Genomic DNA, 26205 nt, shown 5'->3' with positions numbered 1-26205 from the left:
TTTTCGGGTAGAAAGCGAGGTTTAATGCGGCAGGTGTTATACTTGAGAATGCTCTTATTTAAATCGTATTCCCATGATTAATAACACACTTCCGCTTCTAGATTTACACCGCCACTTAGATGGTAATGTGCGTCCGCAAACCATTCTTGAGCTTGGGCAGCAGTTTAATATTGATCTGCCCGCTAACTCGATAGAGGGGTTGCGACCGCACGTGCAAGTAATGAAAATCGCGCCGGATTTGGTATCGTTTCTAAATAAGCTAACGTGGGGCGTTAAAGTTTTAGGCAATCTCGATGCTTGTAGACGTGTAGCTATTGAAAACGTTGAGGATGCGGCAAGACAGGGCATTGATTACGCAGAGCTGCGCTTTAGCCCTTACTTTATGGCTGAAAGCCACGGTTTGCCTACACAAGGTGTGGTTGAAGCGGTTATAGACGGTGTAAAAAGCGCAGCCCAAGAGCACGATGTTAAGGTTAACCTGATAGGGATATTGTCGCGTTCTTATGGCGCAAAAGCATGTCAGCAGGAGTTAGATGCAATACTGGCGTGCAAAACGCACATTACTGCTATCGATTTAGCGGGCGATGAAAAAGGCTTTCCTGGTAACTTATTCGTAGAGCACTTTAAACAGGTGCGGCATAAAGGGTTAGCTATCACAGTGCACGCGGGCGAGGCGGTGGGCCCTCAGAGTATTTGGCAAGCTATAGATGATTTAGGTGCTACGCGAATAGGTCACGGTGTTAATGCTATTTATGATAGTAAGCTAATGGACTATTTGCGCGATAAGCGCATTGGCATAGAAAGTTGTTTAACCAGTAACATACTCACCAATACGGTAACTTCATTACCAGAACACCCGCTAAAAACCTTTTTAGATCACGGCATATTAGCCTGCCTAAATACCGACGATCCCGCCGTTCAAGGTATAGAGCTAGATCACGAATTTAATGTAGCGGCCAAGCAAGCAGGCCTGACTTCTTCTCATATTAAGCAAGCGCAAGAAAACGCCTTAGCAATAGCGTTTTTAAGCGAAAGCGAGAAAGCCGCGCTTATCAAGAAAGTGGGGTCAGAGTAACTACACTGACCCCATAGCTTCGATTCTATGAAGGCTTAAGCTCGACAACTAACCTTAAATTATTGTCTTGGGCGATGGTATGAAATGGGTAACAGGTGACTAAATACAGCCTTTTTTGATTAAGCTGAACATTCAGCGTTTGTTTTTTTATATCAACAATGCGCTTGGCTGAAATTCGATAGGGGTGCCATATCCCATCAGACGTTTGAAGTTGTAGCGCATCATTAATATTTACCTTTTCAAGAAAAGCGAAATGGGTGTCTTTGTGGCCTCCAATAACGCTGGTTTCACTGGCCAATTCTCCTGCATTGATATGTCTTCCTGGGCCAAAGGCCAACGCATTACCCTGAGCACCTTCAAGTATATACAAGTCAGTATCGCTTTTTGGGTGCACTAATCGCCCGACGGGCCACGTGTCTGCCCATTGCCAAGGCTTAACTTCAGCGCCCGTTTGTAAGGTTTTTGTCCACGCTTTTTCAATCAGCACTTGGGCTAACTCTGCTTTTATCGTTATCCACGCAGCTTTACCAAACCCAAAGGTTACAGCCGCAACAAGCAATACACTTATGAGTACTTTGGGCTTAACCATTGTGCGTTACTCTTTCGTCTTTTTTGAAAATACGGCATTGCCTTAAAAGAAAACGCTGAATTGCACTTGAGTAAAGCAGTACCCAAAAGAGGGATGAAAGAGCACCAATAGCGAGGTAAAAGTTAATATTAGCAGAAGTTTGCGGGTAGCTAACGGCGCGCATTTGTGTACCCTGCGGCATTAGGTTTTTTATATTCTGCGATGAAACGTTTACCGATTCAGGTCTTGATACGACCTCTTCAATAGCAACAAAGCTGGTATATGCCGTAATGAGGCTGTGCGTTAGGGCAACGTTAATAATGTCGTTTTTAACCTCGTTTTCTTCTCTACCAAGAGCCTTTTCATCCATTAGCGCTGCTATTTTTTTACGTGCCCATGCGGTAGCGATACCTTTGTTTTGATTTGAGCGTGGTGGTTTAGTATTAGCCGAATTGTCGCTTACATTATTATTGCGCTCAGCTGCTAAATAACGAGCTTTTATACTGCGTTGCCATCTATGGGTATTACCGTCTTTGTCGGTTAATGTACCTTCAAGTACCAGGCTGTTGTCTTCGGTGTTTTCAACCAAATCTTTGCCATGTTCGTGGTCTTCGGGGGCAAGGTCGGGCACCTTTAAATTAATGAGCAGTGGCTCGCCAGCGTACAAATCAGGCAGTCGTTTTGGATAAACTTCAATGTCATCTCTATGCCACATATTCTTAGGTAGAGTTAAAGAAAGATTGCTTAACACTGGGCTCTCTAGCTTGCTAAACAAGCGCTGCATTTCTTTTTGAATGTTATTTTGGTTGTCGATAAATACGTAACTACCTCGCCCGAATTGAGCTGCGCGGGTCATAAAATAGCTGTTAGGTGCGCTACCAATTCCTACCGTAAAAAGCCTTGCACTACCTAGCTGTTGTTGAATTAGTGAAAAGAGTGCAGCTTCATTGCCTACGGCACCATCAGTGATAAATACAATCTGTTTAATGTGGTTTTCTTTTGACTGTGCGTTTAGGGCTTCATAAAGGGCGCCCGCCATTTCAGTGCCACCATTAGCGTTCAGTTCAGAGATAAAAGCCAGGGCAGTTTTTATATTATGCGGTTTGGTATTCGCGGGTTGGCTAAATAATTTTGTGTAGCTTGTATTGAATGCCACAATATTGAACCTGTCTTGTGTCTCTAGTCTTTCAATAGCTAGTTTCAACGCGGCTTTGGCATCTTGAATGGGTCGTCCGCCCATCGAACCCGAGGTATCTATGATAAAAGTAACGTCCCGCGGAAAGTCTTGAAGATCGTCAGGGTTAACTTGAGGCGGTGTTAACATGACTAACGCGTAGTGGTCTGAATCTATATTTTCAGCGAAATAGGCTGCTTGTGGAGTAGAATCCTTCGATGGACGCCACCGCAACCACACATCTTTATTCATGGTTACTTGTTTATCACCAAGCCAAACGCGGTATTGATTTCTAGCATTTTCTATAGAGTGCCAGTTAAGTCTGTGACCTGCGCTATTGATGGAATCAAGAGGCACTCCTGCGTTTATAGTTGCATTGAAAGAAAGCTGATTCGTATTACTATCAGGCTGAGCTGTCGCCATAAATGGTGTTATTTTATCGGCGTCACTGACTTCATTTGTAGGTAGTGCCCAGCCTGCAATAAATGTGTTGTTGCTAGTTAAACGGCTGCTGTTGTTACCTGAACTTTGCGGGGCTTGATTACTTTCGATTTCAGTTTTATCACTGTTAGCGAAAGCCTGTGTAGAAAGAACCGTATCGCTTAAATCTTTGATGGGAATACCCGGTATGTAGCGTGGGGTGAGGGTTGTGGGGAGGTGAAAACTAAATTCTCCATTGTCATAGTTAACTTGCTGTATGTACTGTAGCTTAACCGTGATTTTTTCACCCGGAGCGATGTTTGCCAGATGTTGAGTGAACAAGTTTGGGCGTTGTTGTTGCGTTAAGCTGGCTTTCTTTCCTGCTTTTTTGGCTGCATCAAACGCTTCTTGGGCTTGTGCTTTTGGCTTTATTTTCCCCAGGATAACCCTATCGCCAATAAGCATTTCCATGCTATTTATCGCCGCGTTTTCATTGAGCGGAAAGGTATACACACCATTTTTCCATTCATCGCTATCATTGGTAAACGTTTGAGAGTAGGTGACATGGGCAATCATGCCATTAACTTGTAGCTCAACGTCAGTTGAATGTAATAAGGCTGGCGTCGACTCTCTATCTTCGCTCTGCATCATGAGTTCACCAGACTCTGCGCGACTTAACGGGCTTACCACTACGCCAAGTAAGAAACACAGGAGTGATACAAGTATTAACAAGGTATGGCTGCGAGACCTTGACGAATGTGGCCGCTCGCGAAACAAGGGCTTATGTATATGATCAGGGTTGAAGTAGTCACGCTTGGGTGGTTTGGTAAATAGCATGGAATAAGCTCGTTTTAAGTGACGATACTTATTATTAAACGCCCCGATTAGGGTGAATTATGAACAGTTATTGTGGCGAGGTGATGAAGAAAAATGGCGAAAGTGTGTTTTCCGCTTACTGTTCAGAGCATTCGCAAAGCGCAAATACACCGGTACTAAACATGCTAACGTTTCACGTCATCTGGAGTATGGTCAGCCACAAAAGCATTTCGTTCGCCCATAGGCTTGTCTTCGCCTTTGGTACTATCTGCCGTTGTTTGAAGCTCTATTGCCGAATTTACCTCTGCGCCAATAAGAATGATATAAGCGCTAATGTATAGCCACATGAGTAAGATGATAATGCCGCCCACAGAGCCATAGGTTTTGTTATAACTTGCAAACTCATTCAGGTAGAAAGAGAAACCATAGGATGCAACTAGCCACAAGATGGTGGCAAATAGCGACCCCGGTGTTACCCAACGCCATTGGGCTTCACGGCGGTGTGGTGCATAGCGGTACAACGCTGATAAGGCTAGATTGAACAAGCCAAGCATGATGGGCCAGGTTATCCATGTAGCTTGCTCTGCGCTAATAGCTTTTGCCGTTATCCAGACTATCGCTTCTGGTAAAATGGTAATGCAGGCTAGGGCGACTATTACAGTTAAAATCATGAATATCGTGCAGGTCACACGAGCGAGTATCCCTTTTAAAAAGCCTCGCCCTTCCGATTCACTGTACGTAATATTACAGGCTTTAATAAGTGCATTAGCGCCTTTGCTACTACTCCAAAGTGAGAGCAAAAGGGTAAATAGAAAGCCCCAACCTAAAGCAGTGCTCGATTTTTCGGTTAAATTGGTAAGCTGCTCTTCAATAATATATCGGCTATCAGCCGGCACTACGTTAACAAGTAACGACATATGGTTTTGTAATTCTTGTGGCGAAACCATAAGACCGTAAAGGGCGATAGTTGCACCGAGTAATGGGAATATCGCTAGTAAACAGTAGAAAGCGACACCTGCCGAAATAAGGGGAATATTGTCTTTTTGCAGGCTAGTGAATATACGTTTTATTATGCTCCACCAGCTTTTCAGTGAAAGCTCGAATGCAGATTTTGCGTGGCTGAATCGTCCCTTGCTCATAGTTCCTCAAATCTTTTTCGATAAGTACGCGTTTGTGTTCTTTCATACATCAAAAAGAAGAAGACGGCTTAATCTTCTTTGTAAATCATTCATGGGGTGTGCAAATAATTGGTGAAGCCTTTAATAAGTTTTAATTTAACTTTTAATGAATAAATTTATATAAAATAACAGTTTACTGGCTTTTTAAGATGGTGGTTTGTAATTTGCAGTTTACTTTTTACTAAATTGATATGCGGAGCTCTGTTTAATCGTTTCGGCGTTAGGAGGGCTTCGGGAATTCGATAGAACGTTCAAAAGGAGTAACAAGTATGAGCAACACGCAAAACCTTCAGGGTAAAAAAATTGCTATTTTAGCAACCAATGGTTTTGAGCAAAGTGAATTGGTTCAACCTAAAGAGATGTTCACAGAACGTGGCGCACAAGTTGATATTTTGGCTATTGAAGATCAAACCTCTATCAAAGCGTGGGATGAAGACGACTGGGGTAAAGACGTAAATGTTGACTTGCAGGTTACATCGGCCAAGCTTGATGATTACGATGCCCTTGTGCTTCCGGGCGGTCAGATAAATCCAGACGTACTTCGTACCAATGAAGACGCGGTAAACTTTATTAAAGAAGCAAACAATACTGATAGCATCAAAGCCGTAGGTGCAATTTGCCATGGCCCTTGGCTGTTAGTGGAATCGGGTTTAGCGAAAGGCGCAACCCTCACCTCATTCCCTAGCATTCAAACGGATTTGAAAAACGCAGGTGCGAATTGGGTAGATAGAGAAGTAGTGACTGACGATAAGTTAGTTACAAGCCGAAATCCTAATGATATCCCAGCCTTTGTCGACCAAATTAGTAAGATGATTGCATAGTGTCTTTCCTGACTTTAGCTGCTCTTCACAGTGTGAAGCTGTGAGAGAAGTAGCCTTACGCTAATTTCTATAAGTTAAAAATGGGAGATGATATGACAGATTCTACACCGAGCGACAAGGTTATTGCGATTACTGGTGCCTCTAGCGGTATAGGCAAAGAAACGGCAAAGCAACTTGTTGATGAAGGTTACAAAGTTGCGCTTTTAGCGCGAAGTGAAGATAAGTTAACCGAGTTAGTTAACGAATTGGGCGAAGACAATGCCCGCGCTGTCAAAGTTGATGTGAGTAACATTGATGAAGTGAACCGCGCTTTCGAGCAATTGCATGAACATTTTGGTCGTTTAGATGGCGTATTTGCCAACGCTGGGCGGGGCGCAAAAGCTGCCGGCATCGAAAAAGGCGATGTAGAAGACTGGGATGGCATGTTAGGGGCTAACGTCAACGGTTTACTCTATACCGCTAAAGCAAGCTTACCTTTTCTTCGAAAAACGAAGGGGCATTTTATTATTACTAGTTCTGTAGCCGGAAGAGTAGCCCTTAAGGGGTCTGTTTACGGTGCTAGTAAGTGGTTCGCCTATGGCTTCGGCCAAAATCTTGCCGAGGAAATGCGTGAATGGGGTGGACGATGCACCACCATCTGCCCCGGCATGGTCAATACGCCATTTTTTGACGAGCCTAAGGAAGATAAACTTCAGCCAGCAGATATAGCGAAGTCGGTATTGTTTGCGCTAAGTGCAAATGATTCGGCCTGTGTTCGAGAAGTTTATGTGATGCCTGCAAAATAAGAAGGCCAGCATCACCTAAAAGGTTTGAAAGAAAGGCAGTAATTACGCTGCCTTTTTCTTTGCCAACTTATCCCCACTGCTTCTTAAAGCTCAGCCTTTGTGTACTCTATATATCTTTTGTTGATAGTTACCCTTTTACGTTACGCAGCCTATCTAACATTACGCTGCCTATCTAGCCCTGCGCAGCCTATCTAACATTACGCGCCCTATCAATTTCATGAAGCATTCCAAATTAGCTAAATAAAGTATGTTCCCCGTTGGTTTATCCCTAATCTATTTGTTTCTATAAGCGCTGAATGGCTAACCTGAGAGTTAGTTAATTAAATGAAAAAACCTTTCTTTCGTGATTGTTGAGAAGGTCTACGCAATAAGCCTACAGCACTACAAAAATAATAGGAGAGTCGGATGTCTAATGAATTTGCGGGTAAAACTGCCATAATTTCTGGTGCCGCTGGTGGTATAGGGCTAGCGTTAGCAGAAGCGTTGGCACAGCAGGGCATGAATATCGTTATGGGCGATATTGATAACGTGGCGTTAGCCGAATCAAGCAAAGGATTACGCGAACAAGGTTTTGATGTGCTGACTTGCGCCCTAGATGTAACCGACTACTCTCAGTGGGAAGATATAGTTGCCAATGCCAAAGAGAAATTTGGCAAGGTTCACATGGTTATTAACAATGCTGGTGTGGGCGGCACGCCGGGTAAAGTAGAAGGTTCAGAGCATGAAACCTGGCGCTGGGTTATGGATGTTAACGTAATGGGCGTGCTTTACGGCGCACAAGCATGCGTACCAGCCATCAAAGAACACGGCGAAGGAGGCTGGGTATTAAACGTAGCGTCAATGGCGGGAATGATGGGAATGCCATATGCGGGTGCTTATTGCGCTTCAAAAGCGGCGGTGGTATCTATGACAGAAAGTTGGGTGCCAGAATTGAAACCCTTTGGTATTCATACCTCGGTATTGTGCCCGGCATTTGTAAAAACTCGCATCCATGAGTCTTACAGAAACAGACAGGAAAAGTATGCAGTGGCAGCTGAAAAGCGCATTGATAAAGATAAGCTCAAAGCAGGCGCTCAAGCGGCAACTAAGGCGGTTGAGTCCGGTATAGCAGCCTCCGTGCTCGCAGAGCGTGTAATAGAAGCCCTTCAATCGAAACAAACTTATATCTATACCCATCCTAACTATCGAAAAGTTACCACAGGTAGATTCAAAGCCATTGATGCGGCTTTTGAAGATGCAGAATTAAGCCCAGCCGTGGGACATCTAAAAGACGATGAAATTGTTACGTTTTAAAGGCAGCTTATTTTTCGTTTTAACTTTTCGACTTGGGAAATCGGGTAACTGGGAATCGAGTAATACAAGCAATCGCTAACTAGGTAGCGGTATAAGCGTTGACTTGGTTACGTCCGTTAGCCTTTGAAAAGAAAAGCGCTTTATCAGCCTGCTCTATAAGCTCTGTAGGTGATGAAGCGCCAAGTTCAATTGAGGTAACACCAATACTGCAAGTTAGTTTTATTTCGCCAAAGCCGTAACTTTCCACTTGTGAACGAGCTTGTTCACTGACGGTCAAGGCATCTTTTAGAGAAATGTTGTACAACACCATACAGAACTCTTCTCCGCCGAAACGCGCTAACACGTCATCGTCTGAAATGTTTTGGCGCAGTACGTGGGCTACGCCTCTGAGCGCATCATCCCCTGCATTATGACCAAAGTCGTCATTTATTTTTTTAAAGTGATCAATATCTATCATCACAAGACAGGCAGAGCTTGTAGCGTGTGATTCTGAAAAAAGACTTCTCAATGAATCAAACAGATAGCGCCGGTTAAAGCATTCGGTTAGCGAATCGTGAGTAGCAAGATAGTGAAGCTCTGCATTTTTACGCCGCGACATACTGTAGCTTCGATATAAAATTAAAGCGATGCTCACTAATACGATAACCACTAGCGATAACATTAACTTTACGTATCGCTCTTTCGATAATTGAAGATTGGCTATTTGCTGCTCTTTTCGCGAAATTTCAATTTCACTATTCTGTCTAGCTATTTCTAGCTCATCTAAACGAGTCTGTTCTTTAAGTGCTTCCACCTCGTTTTCTAATTTAAACGACAGCAATTTGGCTTTGGCTATCTCCAAATCTTTTTCACTGTTTTCAAGCTGTATCTGTTCACTTAGCGCCAATTCTTTCTCAGCAAATTCGAGGGCAGCTTGAAACTGGCCAGACGCAGAACTTACCTCTCGCAGCCCCTTGAGTGCCGCCAAACGGTATGTCTTGTTTCGCAAGTCTTCAGAAAAGGTTAGCGCTGTTTCAAAAGCACGTTTACTTTCTGTTAAGTCTTGTTGCTGAAAGTATGTTTCGCCCAGTGGCAAAAGCGCTTTCACTTTAAATAAGTTGTTATCCAGTTCGTTAGCGATATTCAAGCTCGCCTGATAGTTGTAAATGGCCTTGGTAAGGTTATCTTCGCCTTTATACGCGTCACCAATAATTCGAAATACAGCGGTTTTCTTTTCAGGTGCATTTTGTGTGTTGTAGATAGCCATAGCACGGTTAGCATAGTTACGCGCTTCTTGGTAGTTTGCTGCTATCGCCTCGATCCCAGCCAGTTCTCGCAAAGCGGTAGCTACTGTGGCAGGGGGAAGTTGATCAGCTGGGTACTCTAAGGCGACCTCATAAAACGACCGGGCTTCCTCAAAAGAAGCCAGGCGCACATAAAGATGGGCTATTTCGTTCGCTGTTTTGGCCGTTCCTACGGCATCGTTTTCACGTTTGAAATAAGCATAAGCTAGCTTTAAATGCTCAAGAGATAGTTCGTAATTTTCTATGTAACGCAAAATAATCGACGCGCCCATATGCGCTTTGGCTTTCCCTTCCGGGTCGTCAATCGTCCCGTGTATGCGTAAGCTTTCCATGACCAAATTCAGCGCAGTATCTAAATTACCAAGATAGCGTTCGGCTTCCGCCAAGGTATTTAAAGTGCGCGCGATATTGCGTTTACTATCAATGCGTTTGTAAGTGGCTAACGCTTTCCTGTAGAAAGCCGCAGTTTCCTTGCGTAGCTTAAGTCTTTTATATGATTGTGCAATATAGGTGTAGGCTCTGCCCAACGCAGACACGTCGTTTTCGCGAGTTCGGTTTTCTAATGCTTTAGCAATCGTTGAAAATATTGAAATGGCCTGCTCATAATTCCCTGCCTTATATAAAGACAGTGCACGTTCTTTCATTTTATCAATGCTGACAGAGGTTGCTGGAACGGAACGGTCTTGTTTCTGTGGAGCCGGCAAAGACCCGCGTACCTCCACGGGTACACAGAGTAATAGCATCAAAATAAGGAAACAAAAGCTGCTTGAAACTAATTTCACGAAAACGATGTCACTACCATTTACTAAATAGAAATAACGGGCACTAACTACAGGATAATGCAATTAAAGCATTCAGTGTATCAGCAAAAGAATATTAACACCGCCCATCTTGTGCATATTTTGATATGTTTAGTTTTACATACTTCGGATTATTTATAATTGCGTGATGAATTAGGCGCTTTAAATATGCAGATTCAAAGCGCTGGTAGCGGTTCGACGTTATTGAGCATATCTTACTGGTTTTGTTGTTGATTAATTGAAATATTAAAGAAAGTATAGTGAGTGCTGAATGTATTTAACTCTACTATTGTGCTGTTGGTCGTATGTTACATTGTAACTTTAAGCAATTATTAGTAATGCTATAACTGGTAATATTACAATTTAAACAGAGCGCTATGCTCTACCAACACACAACGGATAATAATAATGAAAAAGCTTCTTAAAGCGGCAGTTGCGGTGTCAATTGCACTTTCATGCTCACCCACCTACGCAGACAAAGACGATAAAGACGGCATATTCAACAGCGCAACCTTTAAAGCCATGGAGCTTAGAAACATTGGCCCTGCTTATATGTCGGGCCGAATAGCCGATATTGCAATTGACCAAAACAACCCGTCTACTTGGTACACCGCTGTTGGCTCTGGCGGTGTGTGGAAAACCACCAACGCTGGCACTACGTGGGAGCCCATTTTCGATGACCAGCCTGTTTATTCTATTGGCGATGTAACCATTGCACCAAGTAACTCAAATATCATTTGGGTGGGAACGGGCGAAAACAATGGCGGTCGACACATCAGCTTCGGCGACGGTGTTTACAAATCATTAGATGGCGGACAAACCTGGAAAAACATGGGGCTGTCGAAGTCAGAGCACGTTTCAGACATTATTATCCATCCTACCAACCCAGATATCGTGTGGGTATCAGCTCAAGGACCACTTTGGAGTGGCGGCGGCGAGCGCGGCTTATATAAGACTACCGACGGGGGAGAAACCTGGAAGCAAGTGCTTAAGCCTGCTGATAAATGGACGGGCGTAACCTCTTTACTTATCGACCCGCGCAACCCAGATAAACTTTATGCAGCAACATGGGCTCGCCAGCGCTCAATCGGCGCTTACGTAGGCACAAACGAAGGTGCTGGTATTCATACTTCTAGCGATGGTGGCGAAACCTGGACGGAGCTTAAAACAGGGTTGCCGAAAGGAAATATGGGTAAAATTGGTATGGCTATATCGCCTATGAACCCTGACGTTATCTATGCCACCATTGAAACTGATAATCGCGGCGGTGGCTTTTATCGCTCAGCTGATCAGGGCGCTAGCTGGACTAAAATGTCTGATGAAGTAGGCGGCGGTACTGGCCCTCACTATTATCAAGAAATTTTCGCGGACCAGCATCAGTTTGACCGTGTTTATATCGCCAGCAACTACAGTAAAGTATCAGACGACGGCGGTAAAACATGGACGCCTATCAATACTAAGCGCAAGCACGTAGACGATCACGCGATGGCCTTTCACCCCACTGACCCGGATTTTGTTTTAATGGGGTCTGATGGCGGTATTTATATGTCTCACGATAGAATGGCGAACTGGCGCTTTATGGCTAATTTGCCGTTGACCCAGTTCTATAAAGTTGCGCCAGACGATTCAAAGCCTTTTTACAAGATTTACGCAGGGGCGCAGGATAACTCTACCCAAGGCGGCCCTTCACGCACTATGCGAGAAGAAGGAATAAAGAACAAAGATTGGTTCTTAACGTTAGGTGGTGACGGACACGGCCCAGCAGTAGAGCCTGGCAACCCTGATATTATGTATTCACAATGGCAGCAGGGTAACTTGACCCGTGTTGATATGAAAACCCGTGAAGGCGTATACATTAAGCCTCAGCCACTTCCTGGCGACCCGGCAGAACGATACAACTGGGACGCGCCGATAAATGTTTCAGCTCATGACCCAGCGCGTATTTACTTTGCATCGCAGCGGGTGTGGCGTAGCGATGATCGCGGTGACAGCTGGACGCCGGTATCAGGCGATTTAACGAAAAACGGCAATCGTATGCACTCGCCATTAATGGGGCGCACTTGGTCGGTAGAGGCCGGTTGGGACTTATATGCCATGACCGAATTCCACACCATTGCCAATTTCGCTGAAAGCCCAGTGGATGAAAATATTCTGTGGGCAGGCACTGACGACGGGATTATTCAAGTTACAACCAACGGCGGCAAATCGTGGAAAAAGATTGAGTTAGACGATATTAGAGGCATTCCTGCCAATTCCTATGTGAATGATATTCGCGCTGACTTGTTCGACCCTAATACCGTATATGTGGCGCTGGATAATCACAAATATGGCGACTACAAGCCCTATCTTATTAAATCGACTAACTTGGGTAAAAGCTGGACATCACTTGCTGAAGACCTGCCTGAGAAGCACCTAGTTTGGCGTATTGTGCAAGACCATGTGAACAAAGACTTGCTCTTTATCGGTACCGAGTTTGGTGTGTTTTTCTCGGTAGATGGTGGTAAAGATTGGGTTGAGTTAGACGGTGGCATGCCGACCATTTCAACCCGCGACGTGAAAATACAGCGTCGTGAGAATGACCTTGTGGCTGGTACTTTTGGTCGGGGTATTTATATTCTTGATGACTACGCGCCGCTGCGTTCATTAACTGAAAAGTCTATGCAGCAAGACGCTATTTTGTTTGGCCCGAGCCGCCCAGTGAAATGGTTCCAGCTAGATGACAATCACACTGACTCTGACGGCGACGACCGCTTTGTTGCCGAAAATCCTGAGCACGGTGCAACTTTCACCTATTATCTGAAAGACAGCTTGCTTACGGCAAAAGAAAAACGCCAAGAAGCTGAGAAGAAGTTAATAGAAGATAAGAAGTACCCTAAATACCCAAGCTGGGAGGCTGTGGAAGCTGAAAATCAAGAAGCGGCGCCAGCAGTCTATGTTGAGGTACGCGACAGCGACGGAGACGTTATTAAGCGCGTCGAGGGTAAAGTTAATAAAGGCTTACATCGCATCACCTGGGATATGAAGCATACATCGACGAGTCCGCTAACGGATAAAGAAAGTAAAGATAGAGGTTTGATGGCGCTGCCCGGTACCTATACCGCTACCTTGTTCAAGCGCGTTAATGCCGAGGTAACACCACTTTCTGAACCTGTTTCGTTTGAACTTAAGCCTATTGTTCAAGGTGCACTTGAAGGTGCCACTTATGAAGAAATTGCTTCTTATTCAGACAAGGTAAGCGATGCGCAAAAACGTGCGCTTTCTTCAACGACAGTGCTGACGCAGATTAAAGATACAATGGCCCTGTTGCGCACAGCTATCGACCGCACGCCAAATGATGTGGCTAAACTTGAAGCTCAATTTGCTGCGATTCAAGACGAGATAAACGAAGTGAGCAGAGCGTTTTACGGTCTTAAATCTCGCGATAAAATGGGCATCAAGCCGGCGAATATCATGAGTCGCCTGCGCTATGCACGTTCTGCGTTAGGTTCATCTTATGGTCCTACACAGCAGCACAAAGATCAGCTTAGCTATGCTCAAGATAGCTTAGATAGCGTAGTTACGCGCATCAGTACTCTACAAAATACTGCTGTACCTAAGCTGCAACAAGCTGTGGTTGATGCTGGGGGACCGTGGACAACAGGTCTTCCTGTAATCGCTAAATAGCGGCCGACTAGCCTGATTTTTAGTCTAGTTGGGCTTAACACGCGGCAGTAGCATTACTGCCGCGTTTTTCTTTTCATTTTTTAACCAAATTTTTCGATACGTACTTCTATTATTCGTACGTATCGGTTAGTGAGACCTTTATTGTTTTCTTTTTTGCCTGCTCAACGTTCTTCAATGTTTATTGAAATTTTATCAGATTTACCTACGTCTATTACTTCGCCTTGTACATCTTCGCCATCTATATGCCCGTCACGGTTTTTTGCAGCGTTTTTATTATCACTTTTAACGACACCGAGCTTTGCTCAAAGCGAACCGTCCAATAGTGTCGAACGCTATACGGTAACAGCTACGCGCCCCTATTATGACGAAACGCTGTTACGCATATTTCCACAATATGAATTTGATAAAAGTAGTCTTGTTTCGCCTTTGCACACCAATGATGTGCTGCTTCAATCGCCGTCAGTATCGCTAAATGGGCAAGGGGGACAGATACAAAGTATTGGTGTGCGAGGGTATTCGCGGTGGCGAATTCAAACCTTGCTGGATGGTGTACCTATCGTCAGCGATAGGCGCGCAGGTTCTAGTGTAGGCTTTATTCCGCCCGATTTTATTTCGTCAGCCACCGTATTACCGGGGGCAGCTTCCACTTATCTAGGCTCAGGCGCTATTGGCGGCGCGGTGAACTTACAGCTTGAATCACTGCAAGAGCCCTATTTAAGAGTAGGTTACAGCAGTAATCAGCAGGTGAAAGCTGTGAGTTATGCCGGTAGCAGTGCTGCAGATAGCAGCAAAAATGGCGCAAACGGCACAGAAAAGCCTGGGGTTACAGATTGGAATATCTCATACAGAAGCGCGAATAACGGCGAGGATGCGAATGGCAATCCGCTGTTTGATCAATTTGAGCAAACAGGGTTGTTCCTTAAGCATAGACCTGAAAATAGCATTATAAAAGAGGTCTGGACACTATATTCAAATAGCAAAGATATTGGTAAATCCAGTAGTGACTACCCTGAAAGCAGAAGAACAACCTACCCAAATAATACCCATTGGCTTGGTAAGATAGCGTTTGAAGATAATTTATATGCTGGGAATATCTGGTGGCATAAATCAACCTTAGATACCTCGGTGTTGCGACCAGAGAGTCGTATAAATGACAGCGAAAACAAGGCGTTTGATTATGGCTTCAATATCAATACAGATTCGCAATTAAAAGGCTGGGATTTGAACTGGCAGTTTCAGCTATCCGGCCGGGAAGGCGTGGTGGCTGATGAAAGAGAGTTTACGTTAACGCCAGCAGAAAGCCTACCAGCTAATGCAACGCCACTTGGTATATCTACAAGTACAGTTGAACCACAGTTTGCCTATGAAGTGCGTACGCTTGATGCCAGTGAAATTAATACTGCAGCCGTCGTTGATGCTTCACGCCAGTGGCAAAGCTTTTCAGTTGCTATCGGTACAAGGGTTGATTGGCAGCGACAGTCTGATGATTCAGGTGCCAGCGCAACTCAGCCTAATAATGCCCAGCCTAATGATGTCCAGCTTAATAATGTCCAGCCTAGTAGGTCGCAATCAACTACAAATTTTAGTGGCTATTTGGGCGCAAACTATCAGCTTTCTCCCCGTTGGGCGGCTAGCCTGTATGTTTCTAGTGCATTTCGAAACCCATCGTTAACTGAGCGTTTCTTTGCTGGGGAAACGCCTCGAGGTACAGTGCTGGGTAGTACACAGCTTGAAACCGAACAAGCCCTTAATAAACAGCTAACCGTGGCCTATAGGGCAAAACACATTCAGGGCTCGATTGAAGTGTTTCATCAGCAAATTGATAACTATATTGAACGTATTACAGTTACTGAAGATGTACTTCAATATGCTAATTTAGATAGTGCATCCATAGAAGGCGCAAGCTATCAGGTTAGCTGGCAATCACAAGATAGCATCTTAGATGCTCGACTTAGTGGCATGTGGATTAGCGGTGAAGATAACTTGGGAAACACCATTGCAGATATACCGGCAAACAATCAGCGCCTAGATGTAGGTGTTAATTGGCAAGCCACGCGCTTTTTTACGGTACTAAGCTATCGGGCCAGTAAGACAAACATTGCAGACGGCGAACGAGCCCTTAGCGATGTTTTTACCCTAGATATTGGCGCAAACTGGCAGTTAAGTGAGGATATGCAACTTCAAGCAAGCTGGAGTAACCTCACTAACCAAGTCTACTACACCAGTGCAGATGACAAGGCCGCGTTTGCTCAAGGGGAAAGTGTACAGCTAGCCATCACTTACCAACTATGAGTTGTTAAGTGGCTGGCGGTATTTCTTTTTTCGGTATTTGCTTTTCAGGGTGGTGTACAACATGAAAAGGCCGGTAACCCACAGCACAAAAAGTAACAGAGCAGCAGGTAGAAACAGCCATAGCTTGGCGCCTTCAAAGAACCAGCTGCCGTCATGAATGGCTTCGATGGTGTCTGTGCGTCGGTAGGCAACCTGAAGCACATCGCCGCTTTGGGCATCAAGCTGCACTTCCCAATGGTTCTTGCCGCGTACTTTTATGATGCCTTTTCCGGGGCGAACATCTAAACGGTCGATATCGTCCCACCTATTTAAGTTAACATGAGGCACCTGTTTTACAGCATCAAGCACTTCATCAAAGGGCAGCGTAGGCGCGTTGTTTTGGCCTTTTTGCACTTTTTGCGTAGGCGGTTGGATCCAGTCGAATTCTTTTTTAACCTGCAATAACAAGCCGCTAGCGATAACAATGATCACAGGGATAAAAATAACCAGCGACAGCCACAAGTGAATACTGCGACTGTTTTTGCGAAAGGAAGCGGACATGAAACAACACTTAAAACAAAACGAAAAATACACCGCATACTATACGGTAATCTCGATAGGCAGTAAAAACCGTCTAGCGCGAGGTTTATCCGTTTAAACGGAATTATCCAGTGTCATTTGATTGCGGGGTGATTAAAGTGAAGCTTTGTATCGCAGGTAAGCGAAACAACCGACTCGGTTAATATAATTTCGCCAATTTGTTGCCAATGCGCTTTATCTATTCCTGCATCGTTAAAATTGGCTGCAGATAAAACCCAAGACAGCGTCTGATTGGGGTAATGCTGTAGTGACAATTCATCTCGAAAGTCGTCTTCGTCTACCAGCGGTGTATCTGGCCGTAATGCAGCTCTTAACCAGTGAGGGCCTTGTATTTCGGTTTTTGTATCAGCTTCGCTTTTTACTTCAAGTTCGCGCTCTAATTTGATTTCTTTCGATGCAGTTGGCGCTGAAATGCTCAGCTTTGGCGTACTTTCTTCTGTATGCCCCGTCAATCTAGAGTTTGCATCCCCAACCTTTACCGCGGCTAAATGAGAAACTGGTCTAAACCGCGCATTGGCTTTTTTACCGCTAAACGCTTTATCGGCTTTCTCAAGATCGCTTTCCAACCGATAAGCGGTAAGCAATTGGCTAAAAGGAGGCAGTTCACCAAGCGCTGGTTCGTTAGTCATAGGCAAATTTGCAACATGCTTTGTTTTTGTACCGCCAAGAGAGTGCATAAGAAATATGTTCTCAGTAAGTGCACTATGGGCATAAGGAAAAAGCTTAAGCGCTACACCAAATGCACGTTTATCCCGCTGTTTTGTTCCGCTTAAACTGACGGATGCCCTAACAATAATAGGTACCTCTGTGCCCGCTTGAAACAGGCCAGTGTAAGGGCTGTTTTGACTCATCTTCCAAGTACCAGCAAAGCAAATTCCGTTGGCTTGAAGTAGCTTATGTTTGGTGTCTAATTCGATAAAATTTGCATTTGATGAAAGGGTCCTTTGAGCATGTTTCAACAGTACATTCTCGCCGTTGATATCAAAGTTTTTGCGAGACACCTCATATTGCGGAAGGCTTGAATAAGGGTCAGAAAAAACAAGGCTTTTTACTTCCTCGAACGCACCCAGTTGCGTAGCTAAACCGAGCTTGGCTTCACTAGCTTCTGCATGACTTGTTACACAATAAAACAAAGTGATTAGTGCAAAAAAACGGCACGCCTTGAAAGTATTTTTAAGTGTAAAAGGTCTTTGTTGATACTGAGTAGTTTGAAAAAGACACATTGAAATGACGTGCTCCCCTGGTACCACAAGAAATCAACAACTTGCCTCTACACGAAAGCGAATGGGCGAACATTTTATTCCCAATCAACTTTTGGGGCGAACGCATACCATTGGCTGTGTTGCTGTTGAAATCACGCAAAAATGTAATCTTGATTGCACCTTATGCTATTTGTCAGAGCATTCGCAAGCAGTTCGTGATATTCCCATTCAAGAAGTGTTCAAGCGATTAGACAATGTGCTTAAACACTACGGGCCTGGAACCAGCGTGCAAATTACAGGGGGCGACCCCACGTTAAGAAAACGCAGCGAGCTTATCGATATTGTTGCCTATGCAAATCAACTTGGCTTACATACGGCGCTATTTACAAATGGAATTGCTGCTACCAGAGACCTGCTCACTGAGCTTGCCGAAGCTGGGCTTAACGACGTTGCATTTCACGTAGACACCACCCAAGAGCGCAAAGGTTATGATGATGAGCATTCGTTAAATGCTATTCGTGAAGAGTACATAGAGCGAGCCAAAGGCCTGGGCCTTATGGTTATCTTTAACACCACGGTACATACCGACAATTTTGAAGAACTGCCCATGCTGGTGGATTTTTTTGTACAGAACGCAGATGCGGTAAGTTTTGCTTCGTTTCAGCTACAAGCTGAAACCGGTCGAGGAGAGTGGGGCGCGCGAACGGATGTAGTCGACCCGCTTACAGTCAAAGCGGCAATTGAGAAAACAATTTCTAAAGCTTTGCCGTGGGAAAAGGTACGTATAGGCCATAGTGATTGCCATAGCTACATGCCCACTTTAGTTGCCGATAACCAAGTCTATTCGGTAGTTGACGATAGCGCGTTATTCGCCGAGTTCATTGAAGATTTTAAACATATTCAAACTACCCGCCAGCATGGTAAGGCAAAAATAGTAAGAGATTACATTCAAGCTTTACTTTTACGCCCTCACTGGATTTGGCGGTTAGCAAAGGTAACATCGGCAAAGTTGTTAGAAATGCGCAGTAGTTTAGTTAAAAGTCGGGGGCGTGTGCATAAACTGTCGTTTTTCGTTCAAAACTTTATGGATGCCAGTGCGCTGCAGCAGGACAGAATTGATGCGTGTTCATTCATGGTAATGACAGCAGACGGCCCTGTTTCCATGTGTAAACACAACGCCGAACGCGATGAGCATATATTGAAACCACTTTCTTACACCAACCATCGCGGGCAGGTAAAGCAATACCAGCCATTAGGAGAGCGCTATCGAGAGGATAACGTGATCCCTATTCGACTGCTTGCCGATGATAAGCCTGTTCACGAACCCATCATTGAGGCCTCAAACGAATCAAACAGTGAGTCATCTAAGGTGTTAAATCAAGAGCCAAATCAAGACGTAAGCCAAGAGTTAAGCCAAGAGTTAAATCAAGAGCTAAGTCATGAGTCAGTTCACGGTGTAAATAACGATCTTGGCGCTAGACCAAGTAGCGTTCCCTCAAATCAAAAAACTTTAGAAATAGGATAAGGAAGAAACCATGCAGTATTCTAATTCGCTCAAGTTTAACAGCGCTTACGGTGACGCTTTGCGGGTGTTTGTTTCATGGGCTTTAGCGCTTTTCTTGTTGTTTTTGGTACAGAGTGTAAATGCAAGCGAAAAACCAAATAAAGTAAATTCAATAAGTGCTGACGCTGAAAACCAAGCGCTTGTTACGCTGAAGCAAGCTTACAAACAAGCGACCCAAGACTGGGAGTATGTATTAGCAAATTATGTTGATGAAGAAGGGCGAACTAATTTTAAGGCTTTGTCTGAGGATATTGCGCCACTAGAAAATGTCGTATCTTTTATTGGCTTTGCTAGTCCAACAGCAACACCTGAATTATTCACTTCGCCAGAAGACGTAATGAGCTATCACATTAATAGCTACAACGCATTGGCAATGTATGGCGTGGTTGAAAAAGGTATTCCAGATGGCTTTACAAGCTTTTTCTCTCGCGCGGCTTTTTTTAAGTTTCGTAATGTGGTGATTGGCGGGAAAGTCACTAATTTATACGACTATGAAAATGACGTGATAAGGCCGCTAAACGAACCAAGGGCACACTTCGCACTTAACTGTATGGTGAAAGATTGTCCACGACTACCTAAAACGCCATTTTACCCGGAGCAATTAAATGAAACGCTAGAACAGCTTACCTATGAATTTTTCAGCAAGAAAAAGCACTTCTATTTGGACGATAAACGCAAACGAGCGTATGTGTCAGAAATATTAGACTTCTATACAGAAGACTTTGTTGCGTCGGGCAAAGCCCGAGACTTACCTCAATATATCAACCAATATATTGAGCAACCAATACCTTCCAATTACAAGCTTCGCTTTATTGATTACGACTGGCGTATTAATGCACAGCCGGAACAATCGATGGTTTCAACATCTATAAATAGAGACGTAGATAATGCTTCGAGCCAAGCTGCAAAGAACCCCATAGTTAAAGCTGCCCTTACTCTGCACTCTAATGAGAGTAAAACCGCAGGTTTAGCGCATGCTCCAGCGTCTGAATTAGCACCGTTGCTAACACCAAACTTATCATCCAATGAATCAACAGGCGCGCCTTTCATTCTTACCAGCACGCCTAATCAAACAACCGTCTTGGAACTTTATACATCCCAAGGTTGCAGCAGCTGCCCACCGGCTGAAAAATGGATTTCAGGCTTTGTAGATAGCGAGAAGTTATGGACTGAGTTAGTTCCCATTAACTTTCATGTGGACTACTGGGACTACCTTGGTTGGAAAGACCCGTTTGCTGATAGTGCTTTTAGTAAAAGGCAACGAAACTACAAGCGTGTAGGTAAAGCCAACACTATCGCCACGCCCGGTTTTGTCTTAAATGGCCGCGCATGGAACGGTTGGTTTCGCGGGCAGCCGTTACCGAACAAAACCGCCCCTTTGTCTGGCGTACTCCATGCTTCGGTAGAAAACGACAACATAAAGGTGATGTTCAATAAAATAAACGCCAGCAATGGGAGTTCTTTGTTAATGGTTCATGCGGCATTACTGGGTTTTGGCATAGAAACATCGGTAAAACGAGGTGAGAACGCAGGGCGCAAGCTAACTCATGATTTTGTAGTGCTAGATTACGAAAAAGCGGTGTTAAGTAGCGAAACTGACAATGCTCGCGCATTTCAATATGAGACAAGCTTATCTTTGCCTAGCAATACGGATGTAGAAACCACAAAACGCGCCCTAGTTATTTGGGTATCCTATGCTAACGAGCCCTCTCCAATTCAAGTCGCCGCGTCTTGGTGGCAATAAGTTGATAAGCTTATGTGACGTAAAGGATTATCGCCTAAAAAGTAAATTGCACCTTGCGTCTTCGGCTATCCCACGTAAAGTAGATATTATCGACATTTTTCGGGGCACGGTGTTTGTGCTACCACTTGATACCAGACAGTATATATAACTGCCCACACAGTAGGTAAGTATCTATGCTGACAGGTGTAAACTAAAGGTTTCAAAAGATGAGGCAAAATAACACCCCAAAACCACAAAAAGTATTGCAAGTAGTATCGCAAAAAGCATCGCAACAAAAAGAACTTAACATCCCCCAAGAAGCATTTGATTGGTATGACGAATACGCACACGGAGATATAGACCGTCGCACGTTTCTAACTCGTCTTGCTTCGCTTTCTGTTGCTGGTCTAACCGTGAGCGCTATTGGTGGCGCACTTATTCCTGACTACGCCAAAGCAGAGCAAGTGTCGTTTAACGACCCGGCTATTAAAGCTACCTACGAAGTTTTTTCATCGCCCAAAGGGCACGGTGAGGGCGGTGGGTATTTAGTTCAGCCCACTAGCTTACTAGAATCCGGTGTGGCGCCATGTGTTTTGGTGGTGCACGAAAATCGTGGATTAAACCCTTATATAAAAGATGTAGCCAGAAGGCTTGCTATGCAAGGTTATGTGGCTTTTGCCCCAGATGCGCTGTTTCCACTAGGTGGTTATCCGGGAAATGATGATGACGGCCGCGCTATGCAAAAGAGCCTTGATAAGGACAAAATAGAGCAAGATATGGTAGCGGCAGCGCTGTGGTTAAAAGATCATGAAAAGACAACAGGTAAGCTTGGCGTGGTAGGTTTTTGCTTTGGTGGGTATATTGCTAATTTTCTAGCGGCCAGCATACCTGACAAGTTAGACGCTGCCGTTCCTTTCTACGGGACACCCGCGAAGCAGCCGCTAGTTGACCAGGTAAAAGGCCCCTTATTGATTCACTTTGCCGAGAACGATAAGCGAGTGAATGCCACATGGGAAAGCTATAAAGCCATATTAGAGGAAAAAGACGCTGAGTATGAAGCCTTTACTTATGCCAAAGCGCAGCATGGTTTTCACAACGATTCGACAAGTCGTTACAGTCCCAAAGATGCTGAATTAGCGTGGCGTCGAACAGTAGACTTTTTTGATAGCCATTTGAAGTAAAGTGTATTGAAGCGGCCTAATTAGGCCGCTTCTTTATTATTTAGTTTTTACCAGCGATTATTTTATCCATAGTAATGGGAAAGTCTCTTACCCGCACTTTGCATGCGTCAAAAATCGCGTTAGCAATAGCGGCGCCAGCACCAGTAATGCCTAACTCACCAATGCCTTTGGCGCCTACTGGCGATGCGGCATAATCAGGCTCTTGTAAGAAATCTAAACTTACCTCGCTAATGTCTCTATTTACGGCAACGTGATACTCACCGAAGTCTGGGTTTACGAAGCTTGCCGTATCTGTATGGTGGTGGATGCCTTCGGTAAGCGCATAGCCTGCGCCCCATACCATTCCCCCTTTTATTTGAGAGGCAGCTGTTTTCATATTTAAGATCTGCCCCGCACTGAACATACCGTATTGACGAAGAAGCCTAACTTCACCTGTGTACTCATCTACCTCAACTTCCGCAAAATGCGCGCCGCAGGAGTACTGCTCATCATCACTAGTGTCGTCTTCGGATACTTTGCCGCTTGCTGATAACGGGAAGTCGCTGTGAGAGATAAAGTCGTCTAGCAAGTGCGCCTCAGTCGTAGTATCAATGTTACTTTGTGCGCTAGGCTGTAACTTTATCTGACCATCTGAAATGTGCACTTCCGCTTGGCTAAGGGCAGGGGGAAGTGAGCTTTTAATATTCGCAATAAGCGCTTCGCACGCCTTTTTAACCGCTGAGCCAGAGCTAGCGGCTCCGAATGAACCACCTGAACCGCATGAGGCGGGGTAGCGGCTATCACCCAGTTTGACTGTGACATTGTCTACCGACGTATTTAAAGTATCGGCGGCAATTTGTGTAAGAATAGTGTAGGTGCCTGTACCAATATCTGTCATATCAGTGCGAACCGTTACCTCACCGGTAGCACTCAATTCCACTTCAGCTGAACTTTCCACCAGTACATTCATGCGCATAGCACTCGCTACCCCATGACCAATTTGTTTACCCGGTGTGGGCTGCGCTTTATGCTGCCACTTGAAGTTTTGCGCGCCTTGGCGAAGGCACTCACCCAAGTTGTGGGTGGTAAACCGCGTGCCTTTCATAGGGTGTACGACAGGCAGGTTTTTTATACGAAACGCAAGCGGGTCGATACCTGCTTCGTGAGCAAGTTCATCAATAGCCGACTCAAAAGCAAGAGAGCCAATGGCATCTCCAGGAGAGCGGGTAGAGTCAATAAGCGGAAGGTCTACGTCTTTAACCCTATGCGTGCTTTCAATAAACTGTGATTTATAGGTTACCCGTGCGCCAGCCCCTGTTGCTTCGGCAAATTCATAGCCTTTAGCTTTTGGCATAGCGCTTTTGTGCTGTACGCTTAGCAGTGCATGATCATCACCAGACGCAAGGTTTATCTGCTGAGTACTGTGCCCGCGGTGAGGAGTGTTATAAAAGACTTGTCGTCTACTTAACACCACCTTTACCGCGCGTTCTAAATGCCTAGCCCCTATACAAGCAAGCGTAGCATCGTAGTGAAGACCTAGCTTAGAGCCAAAGCCACCGCCTACAAAGGGGCTTTGTACTACAATGTTTTCTGGATCCATTTCTAGGGTAATCGCGAGCGCTTCTACAGCCGTTGCAATAATTTGCACGCTACAATAGACCTCAAGCTTGCCATCTTTAAAATCGGCAACCGTGGTGTGAGGCTCCATAGCGGCCGAGATTTGGCTTGGCGTGGTATAGGTTGTGTGGACGCTTGCGCGAATATCGCTTTGCTGTGGTTTATTTCCGCTAGATGCGTCTGCCTCGAATCCACCATCCAACGACTCTGGTTTTTGCGTAGCATCATCAAACTCTGTGAGTAAGTCTGGTGTACTACCATTTATGGTATAGCTGACTAGACTTGCAGCATAGCGTGCTTGCTCCAAAGTGTCTGCAATAACTAATGCCACGGGCGCACCGAAATGACGAATGTGAGGTTCGTTAAGGACTGCGCGACTTTGGGTAAACCTGCTTTCATCTGCAGGCTTACTAAATGGCTTAAGGGGGCCCGCATTCTTATACGTAATCACAGCATGTACGCCGTCGGCCTGTTCTGCTTGCTCTGTATTGAGGGAAGTGATTTCACCTACGGCAGTGTCACTCGATACAACCCAGCCTATTAAAGGGGTACGTTCGTTCATATGCTCTGCAGCATACCTTGCTTGGCCTGTTACTTTTGCAGCGCCATCAACCCGGCTAACTGACGTTCCAACCGTTTTAGCGTTATGCGTTGTCATATAAAGCTCCTTCATGCTCGGGGTGCTTTTCCTGATGTTCTGCTATCTCTAAAAGCACTTTTTCTAACGTCCTGCGCAATAGTTCTGGTTTGAAATCGTTACTGCCGTAGGTTTTTGCACCGGATAATTCAGCCTCAGCCGCCTGCGATATAACTTCAGGTGTTATCTCAGCGCCTTCAAGAACGCGTATTGCCTTTTGCGGGTACCAAGGCTTGGTGCCTACACCACCAAAGGCGAGCGTAAGGTCTTTAACTCGTCCATCGTCAATTTTTAAGCCAGCAGCAACAGACACAAGGGCAAACGCATACGAAGAACGGTCTCGTACTTTGTGGTAGTACTGTGTGCCGTTGGATTTCTTCTCTATGCTGACATGGGTAATAAGTTCATCTTCACCTAATTGATTTTCTATGTGTGGAGTGTCGCCCGGTTCACGATAAAAATCCCTTAGCGAAATTTGTCGAGTGTTGCCATTAGGTTGTTGGGTATGTACCTGTGCGTTTAGGGCCATCATGGCCACCGCCATGTCGGAAGGGTGGGTGGCTATACAATGTTCACTGGTGCCAAAAATAGCGTGAATTCTATTCATGCTGTTAATAGCGCTGCAGCCAGTACCAGGCTCTCTTTTATTGCAGGCTTTCGTTGTATCGTAGAAGTAGTAACAACGGGTACGCTGTAATAAGTTGCCGGCCGTCGTCGCACGGTTTCTAAGTTGAACCGTTGCTCCGCTTAATAAAGCTTGTGCAAGTAAGGACAGAGAGGAATGCGTGTGTGCAAACTTCGCTAAGTCAGAATTAGTCACCATGGCGCCAATATAATAGTGATTGTCGTCTTCGGTAATAGCGTTAGCGTGTTCCCATTTCGCAAGACTTACCAATGTTTTAGGCGTTTCTACCTGTAGTTTCATTAAGTCTATTAGATTGGTACCACCGGCCAAAAAACGTGATGTATTGTCTAGAGGGAAATTATCTAGCGGCTTTTCGCCGTTGTAATGATGGAGATTAAATGGCTGCATTATTGTTTCTCCAAAGCAATCACATCTGTAATTGCGTCAACTATATTTGGATAAGCACCGCATCGACAAAGATTACCGCTCATGCGTTCACTGATGTCTTCCTTAAGAGATGCTGTACTATTTCGAGAACGGCTGTAAGTAACAGCGCTAGGGTCTTCATTACTTAACTCACGAAGCAGAGATACCCCTGAACATATCTGACCGGATGTGCAGTACCCACATTGAAACGCATCGCGTTCGATAAAAGCCTGTTGTAAGGGATGAAGCGCTTCGTCTTCATTTGCACTGTTACCTATACCTTCAATAGTTGTGACTTCAGCGCCTTCTAGCTGAAATGCAAACACTAAGCACGCGTTGATGCGCTCGCCGTTGGCGATAACAGTACACGCACCGCACTGACCGTGGTCGCAGCCTTTTTTAGTGCCGAAAAGTGATAAATGTTGATGAAGAAAATCTAACAGTGTAGTTCGCGGGTCATCAGGAAGACTGACGTCTTTCCCATTGAGATTTAACGTTGCCATG

18 protein-coding genes are annotated in these 26205 nt (G+C 44.9%); 9 read left to right on the top strand and 9 right to left on the bottom strand.

The window, feature by feature from the left end; translation table 11 throughout:
• The first annotated feature begins 73 nt into the window (after positions 1-73).
• Positions 74-1075 (top strand): adenosine deaminase, encoded by a 1002-nt coding sequence (add, locus tag PCAR9_RS14335; protein WP_179984188.1) that lies wholly within the window; start codon positions 74-76, stop codon positions 1073-1075.
• 25 nt (positions 1076-1100) lie between these two features.
• Here add and PCAR9_RS14330 read toward each other — a convergent pair whose 3' ends face one another.
• The 3 genes from PCAR9_RS14330 to PCAR9_RS14320 all read right to left on the bottom strand — a co-directional run bounded on the left by PCAR9_RS14330 (position 1101) and on the right by PCAR9_RS14320 (position 5192).
• Positions 1101-1664, bottom strand: coding sequence for a class GN sortase (locus PCAR9_RS14330; RefSeq protein ID WP_179984187.1), 564 nt, complete (start codon positions 1662-1664; stop codon positions 1101-1103).
• Positions 1657-4074, bottom strand: a complete 2418-nt coding sequence (locus tag PCAR9_RS14325) for a marine proteobacterial sortase target protein (protein ID WP_179984186.1) — start codon at positions 4072-4074, stop codon at positions 1657-1659. Before PCAR9_RS14325 ends, PCAR9_RS14330 begins: the two co-directional genes overlap by 8 nt.
• Before the next feature lie 164 nt (positions 4075-4238).
• A complete protein-coding gene (locus PCAR9_RS14320) occupies positions 4239-5192 on the bottom strand; it encodes a YihY/virulence factor BrkB family protein (RefSeq protein ID WP_179984185.1) in 954 nt (317 codons plus the stop codon).
• A 308-nt stretch (positions 5193-5500) separates the two neighbouring features.
• Between PCAR9_RS14320 and PCAR9_RS14315 the strand changes: the two genes are divergently transcribed.
• The 3 genes from PCAR9_RS14315 (at position 5501) to PCAR9_RS14305 (ending at position 8130) form a co-directional block, all read left to right on the top strand.
• Positions 5501-6052: a type 1 glutamine amidotransferase domain-containing protein gene (locus PCAR9_RS14315; protein WP_179984184.1), complete on the top strand. Its 552-nt coding sequence runs from the start codon at positions 5501-5503 to the stop codon at positions 6050-6052.
• 92 nt (positions 6053-6144) lie between these two features.
• Positions 6145-6837, top strand: a complete 693-nt coding sequence (locus tag PCAR9_RS14310; protein ID WP_179984183.1) for an SDR family oxidoreductase — start codon at positions 6145-6147, stop codon at positions 6835-6837.
• Between the two features lie 405 nt (positions 6838-7242).
• Positions 7243-8130, top strand: a complete 888-nt coding sequence (locus tag PCAR9_RS14305; RefSeq protein WP_179984182.1) for an SDR family NAD(P)-dependent oxidoreductase — start codon at positions 7243-7245, stop codon at positions 8128-8130.
• 79 nt (positions 8131-8209) lie between these two features.
• Here the strand turns inward: PCAR9_RS14305 and PCAR9_RS14300 are convergent, their stop codons facing one another.
• Positions 8210-10117, bottom strand: a complete 1908-nt coding sequence (locus PCAR9_RS14300) for a tetratricopeptide repeat-containing diguanylate cyclase (RefSeq protein WP_179984181.1) — start codon at positions 10115-10117, stop codon at positions 8210-8212.
• Between the two features lie 504 nt (positions 10118-10621).
• Between PCAR9_RS14300 and PCAR9_RS14295 the strand changes: the two genes are divergently transcribed.
• Complete coding sequence (locus PCAR9_RS14295) at positions 10622-13876, top strand: VPS10 domain-containing protein (RefSeq protein WP_179984180.1); 3255 nt, start codon at positions 10622-10624, stop codon at positions 13874-13876.
• A 174-nt stretch (positions 13877-14050) separates the two neighbouring features.
• Complete coding sequence (locus tag PCAR9_RS14290; protein WP_179984179.1) at positions 14051-16168, top strand: TonB-dependent receptor plug domain-containing protein; 2118 nt, start codon at positions 14051-14053, stop codon at positions 16166-16168.
• On the opposite strand, the gene PCAR9_RS14285 is transcribed toward PCAR9_RS14290, so the two are convergent.
• Positions 16163-16708, bottom strand: coding sequence for a PepSY domain-containing protein (locus tag PCAR9_RS14285; protein WP_179984178.1), 546 nt, complete (start codon positions 16706-16708; stop codon positions 16163-16165). The genes PCAR9_RS14290 and PCAR9_RS14285 overlap by 6 nt on opposite strands.
• Positions 16709-16821: 113 nt before the next feature.
• On the bottom strand, positions 16822-17970 hold the full coding sequence (locus PCAR9_RS20110; protein ID WP_232091213.1) for a hypothetical protein: 1149 nt from the start codon (positions 17968-17970) through the stop codon (positions 16822-16824).
• Between the two features lie 61 nt (positions 17971-18031).
• On the opposite strand from PCAR9_RS20110, the gene PCAR9_RS14270 reads away from it, so the two are divergent.
• From PCAR9_RS14270 to PCAR9_RS14260, 3 genes are all read left to right on the top strand, one after another.
• Positions 18032-19474, top strand: coding sequence for a radical SAM protein (locus tag PCAR9_RS14270; protein WP_232091212.1), 1443 nt, complete (start codon positions 18032-18034; stop codon positions 19472-19474).
• 10 nt (positions 19475-19484) lie between these two features.
• The gene (locus PCAR9_RS14265; RefSeq protein WP_179984177.1) at positions 19485-21257 is read left to right on the top strand and encodes a DUF1223 domain-containing protein; all 1773 of its coding nucleotides are present in this window, start codon (positions 19485-19487) and stop codon (positions 21255-21257) included.
• Between the two features lie 206 nt (positions 21258-21463).
• The gene (locus PCAR9_RS14260) at positions 21464-22417 is read left to right on the top strand and encodes a dienelactone hydrolase family protein (protein WP_179984176.1); all 954 of its coding nucleotides are present in this window, start codon (positions 21464-21466) and stop codon (positions 22415-22417) included.
• 40 nt (positions 22418-22457) lie between these two features.
• On the opposite strand, the gene PCAR9_RS14255 is transcribed toward PCAR9_RS14260, so the two are convergent.
• From PCAR9_RS14255 to PCAR9_RS14245, 3 genes are read right to left on the bottom strand one after another with little or no spacing between them, the layout of a single operon-like run.
• Positions 22458-24671, bottom strand: coding sequence for a xanthine dehydrogenase family protein molybdopterin-binding subunit (locus PCAR9_RS14255; RefSeq protein WP_179984175.1), 2214 nt, complete (start codon positions 24669-24671; stop codon positions 22458-22460).
• On the bottom strand, positions 24658-25683 hold the full coding sequence (locus PCAR9_RS14250) for an FAD binding domain-containing protein (RefSeq protein ID WP_179984174.1): 1026 nt from the start codon (positions 25681-25683) through the stop codon (positions 24658-24660). Before PCAR9_RS14250 ends, PCAR9_RS14255 begins: the two co-directional genes overlap by 14 nt.
• Positions 25683-26204 (bottom strand): (2Fe-2S)-binding protein, encoded by a 522-nt coding sequence (locus tag PCAR9_RS14245; protein ID WP_179984173.1) that lies wholly within the window; start codon positions 26202-26204, stop codon positions 25683-25685. Before PCAR9_RS14245 ends, PCAR9_RS14250 begins: the two co-directional genes overlap by 1 nt.
• Position 26205: the final 1 nt, after the last annotated feature.

Source organism: Alteromonas macleodii, from assembly GCF_903772925.1.
GTDB lineage: Bacteria > Pseudomonadota > Gammaproteobacteria > Enterobacterales > Alteromonadaceae > Alteromonas > Alteromonas macleodii_A.
Note: the sequence above shows the minus strand (reverse complement) of the source record. Positions and strands in the feature narration are given on the sequence as shown.

Excerpts from the sequence above, each read along its gene's own strand:
- PCAR9_RS14285 (WP_179984178.1), bottom strand. The coding sequence starts at position 16,708 with ATGTCCGCTTCCTTTCGCAAAAACAGTCGCAGTATTCACTTGTGGCTG.
- PCAR9_RS14325 (WP_179984186.1), bottom strand. The coding sequence starts at position 4,074 with ATGCTATTTACCAAACCACCCAAGCGTGACTACTTCAACCCTGATCAT.
- PCAR9_RS14265 (WP_179984177.1), top strand. The coding sequence starts at position 19,485 with ATGCAGTATTCTAATTCGCTCAAGTTTAACAGCGCTTACGGTGACGCT.
- PCAR9_RS14310 (WP_179984183.1), top strand. The coding sequence starts at position 6,145 with ATGACAGATTCTACACCGAGCGACAAGGTTATTGCGATTACTGGTGCC.
- add (WP_179984188.1), top strand. The coding sequence starts at position 74 with ATGATTAATAACACACTTCCGCTTCTAGATTTACACCGCCACTTAGAT.
- PCAR9_RS14250 (WP_179984174.1), bottom strand. The coding sequence starts at position 25,683 with ATGCAGCCATTTAATCTCCATCATTACAACGGCGAAAAGCCGCTAGAT.
- PCAR9_RS14290 (WP_179984179.1), top strand. The coding sequence starts at position 14,051 with ATGTTTATTGAAATTTTATCAGATTTACCTACGTCTATTACTTCGCCT.
- PCAR9_RS14270 (WP_232091212.1), top strand. The coding sequence starts at position 18,032 with ATGGGCGAACATTTTATTCCCAATCAACTTTTGGGGCGAACGCATACC.
- PCAR9_RS14295 (WP_179984180.1), top strand. The coding sequence starts at position 10,622 with ATGAAAAAGCTTCTTAAAGCGGCAGTTGCGGTGTCAATTGCACTTTCA.
- PCAR9_RS14255 (WP_179984175.1), bottom strand. The coding sequence starts at position 24,671 with ATGACAACGCATAACGCTAAAACGGTTGGAACGTCAGTTAGCCGGGTT.
- PCAR9_RS14245 (WP_179984173.1), bottom strand. The coding sequence starts at position 26,204 with ATGGCAACGTTAAATCTCAATGGGAAAGACGTCAGTCTTCCTGATGAC.
- PCAR9_RS14330 (WP_179984187.1), bottom strand. The coding sequence starts at position 1,664 with ATGGTTAAGCCCAAAGTACTCATAAGTGTATTGCTTGTTGCGGCTGTA.
- PCAR9_RS14320 (WP_179984185.1), bottom strand. The coding sequence starts at position 5,192 with ATGAGCAAGGGACGATTCAGCCACGCAAAATCTGCATTCGAGCTTTCA.
- PCAR9_RS14305 (WP_179984182.1), top strand. The coding sequence starts at position 7,243 with ATGTCTAATGAATTTGCGGGTAAAACTGCCATAATTTCTGGTGCCGCT.
- PCAR9_RS14315 (WP_179984184.1), top strand. The coding sequence starts at position 5,501 with ATGAGCAACACGCAAAACCTTCAGGGTAAAAAAATTGCTATTTTAGCA.
- PCAR9_RS20110 (WP_232091213.1), bottom strand. The coding sequence starts at position 17,970 with ATGTGTCTTTTTCAAACTACTCAGTATCAACAAAGACCTTTTACACTT.
- PCAR9_RS14260 (WP_179984176.1), top strand. The coding sequence starts at position 21,464 with ATGAGGCAAAATAACACCCCAAAACCACAAAAAGTATTGCAAGTAGTA.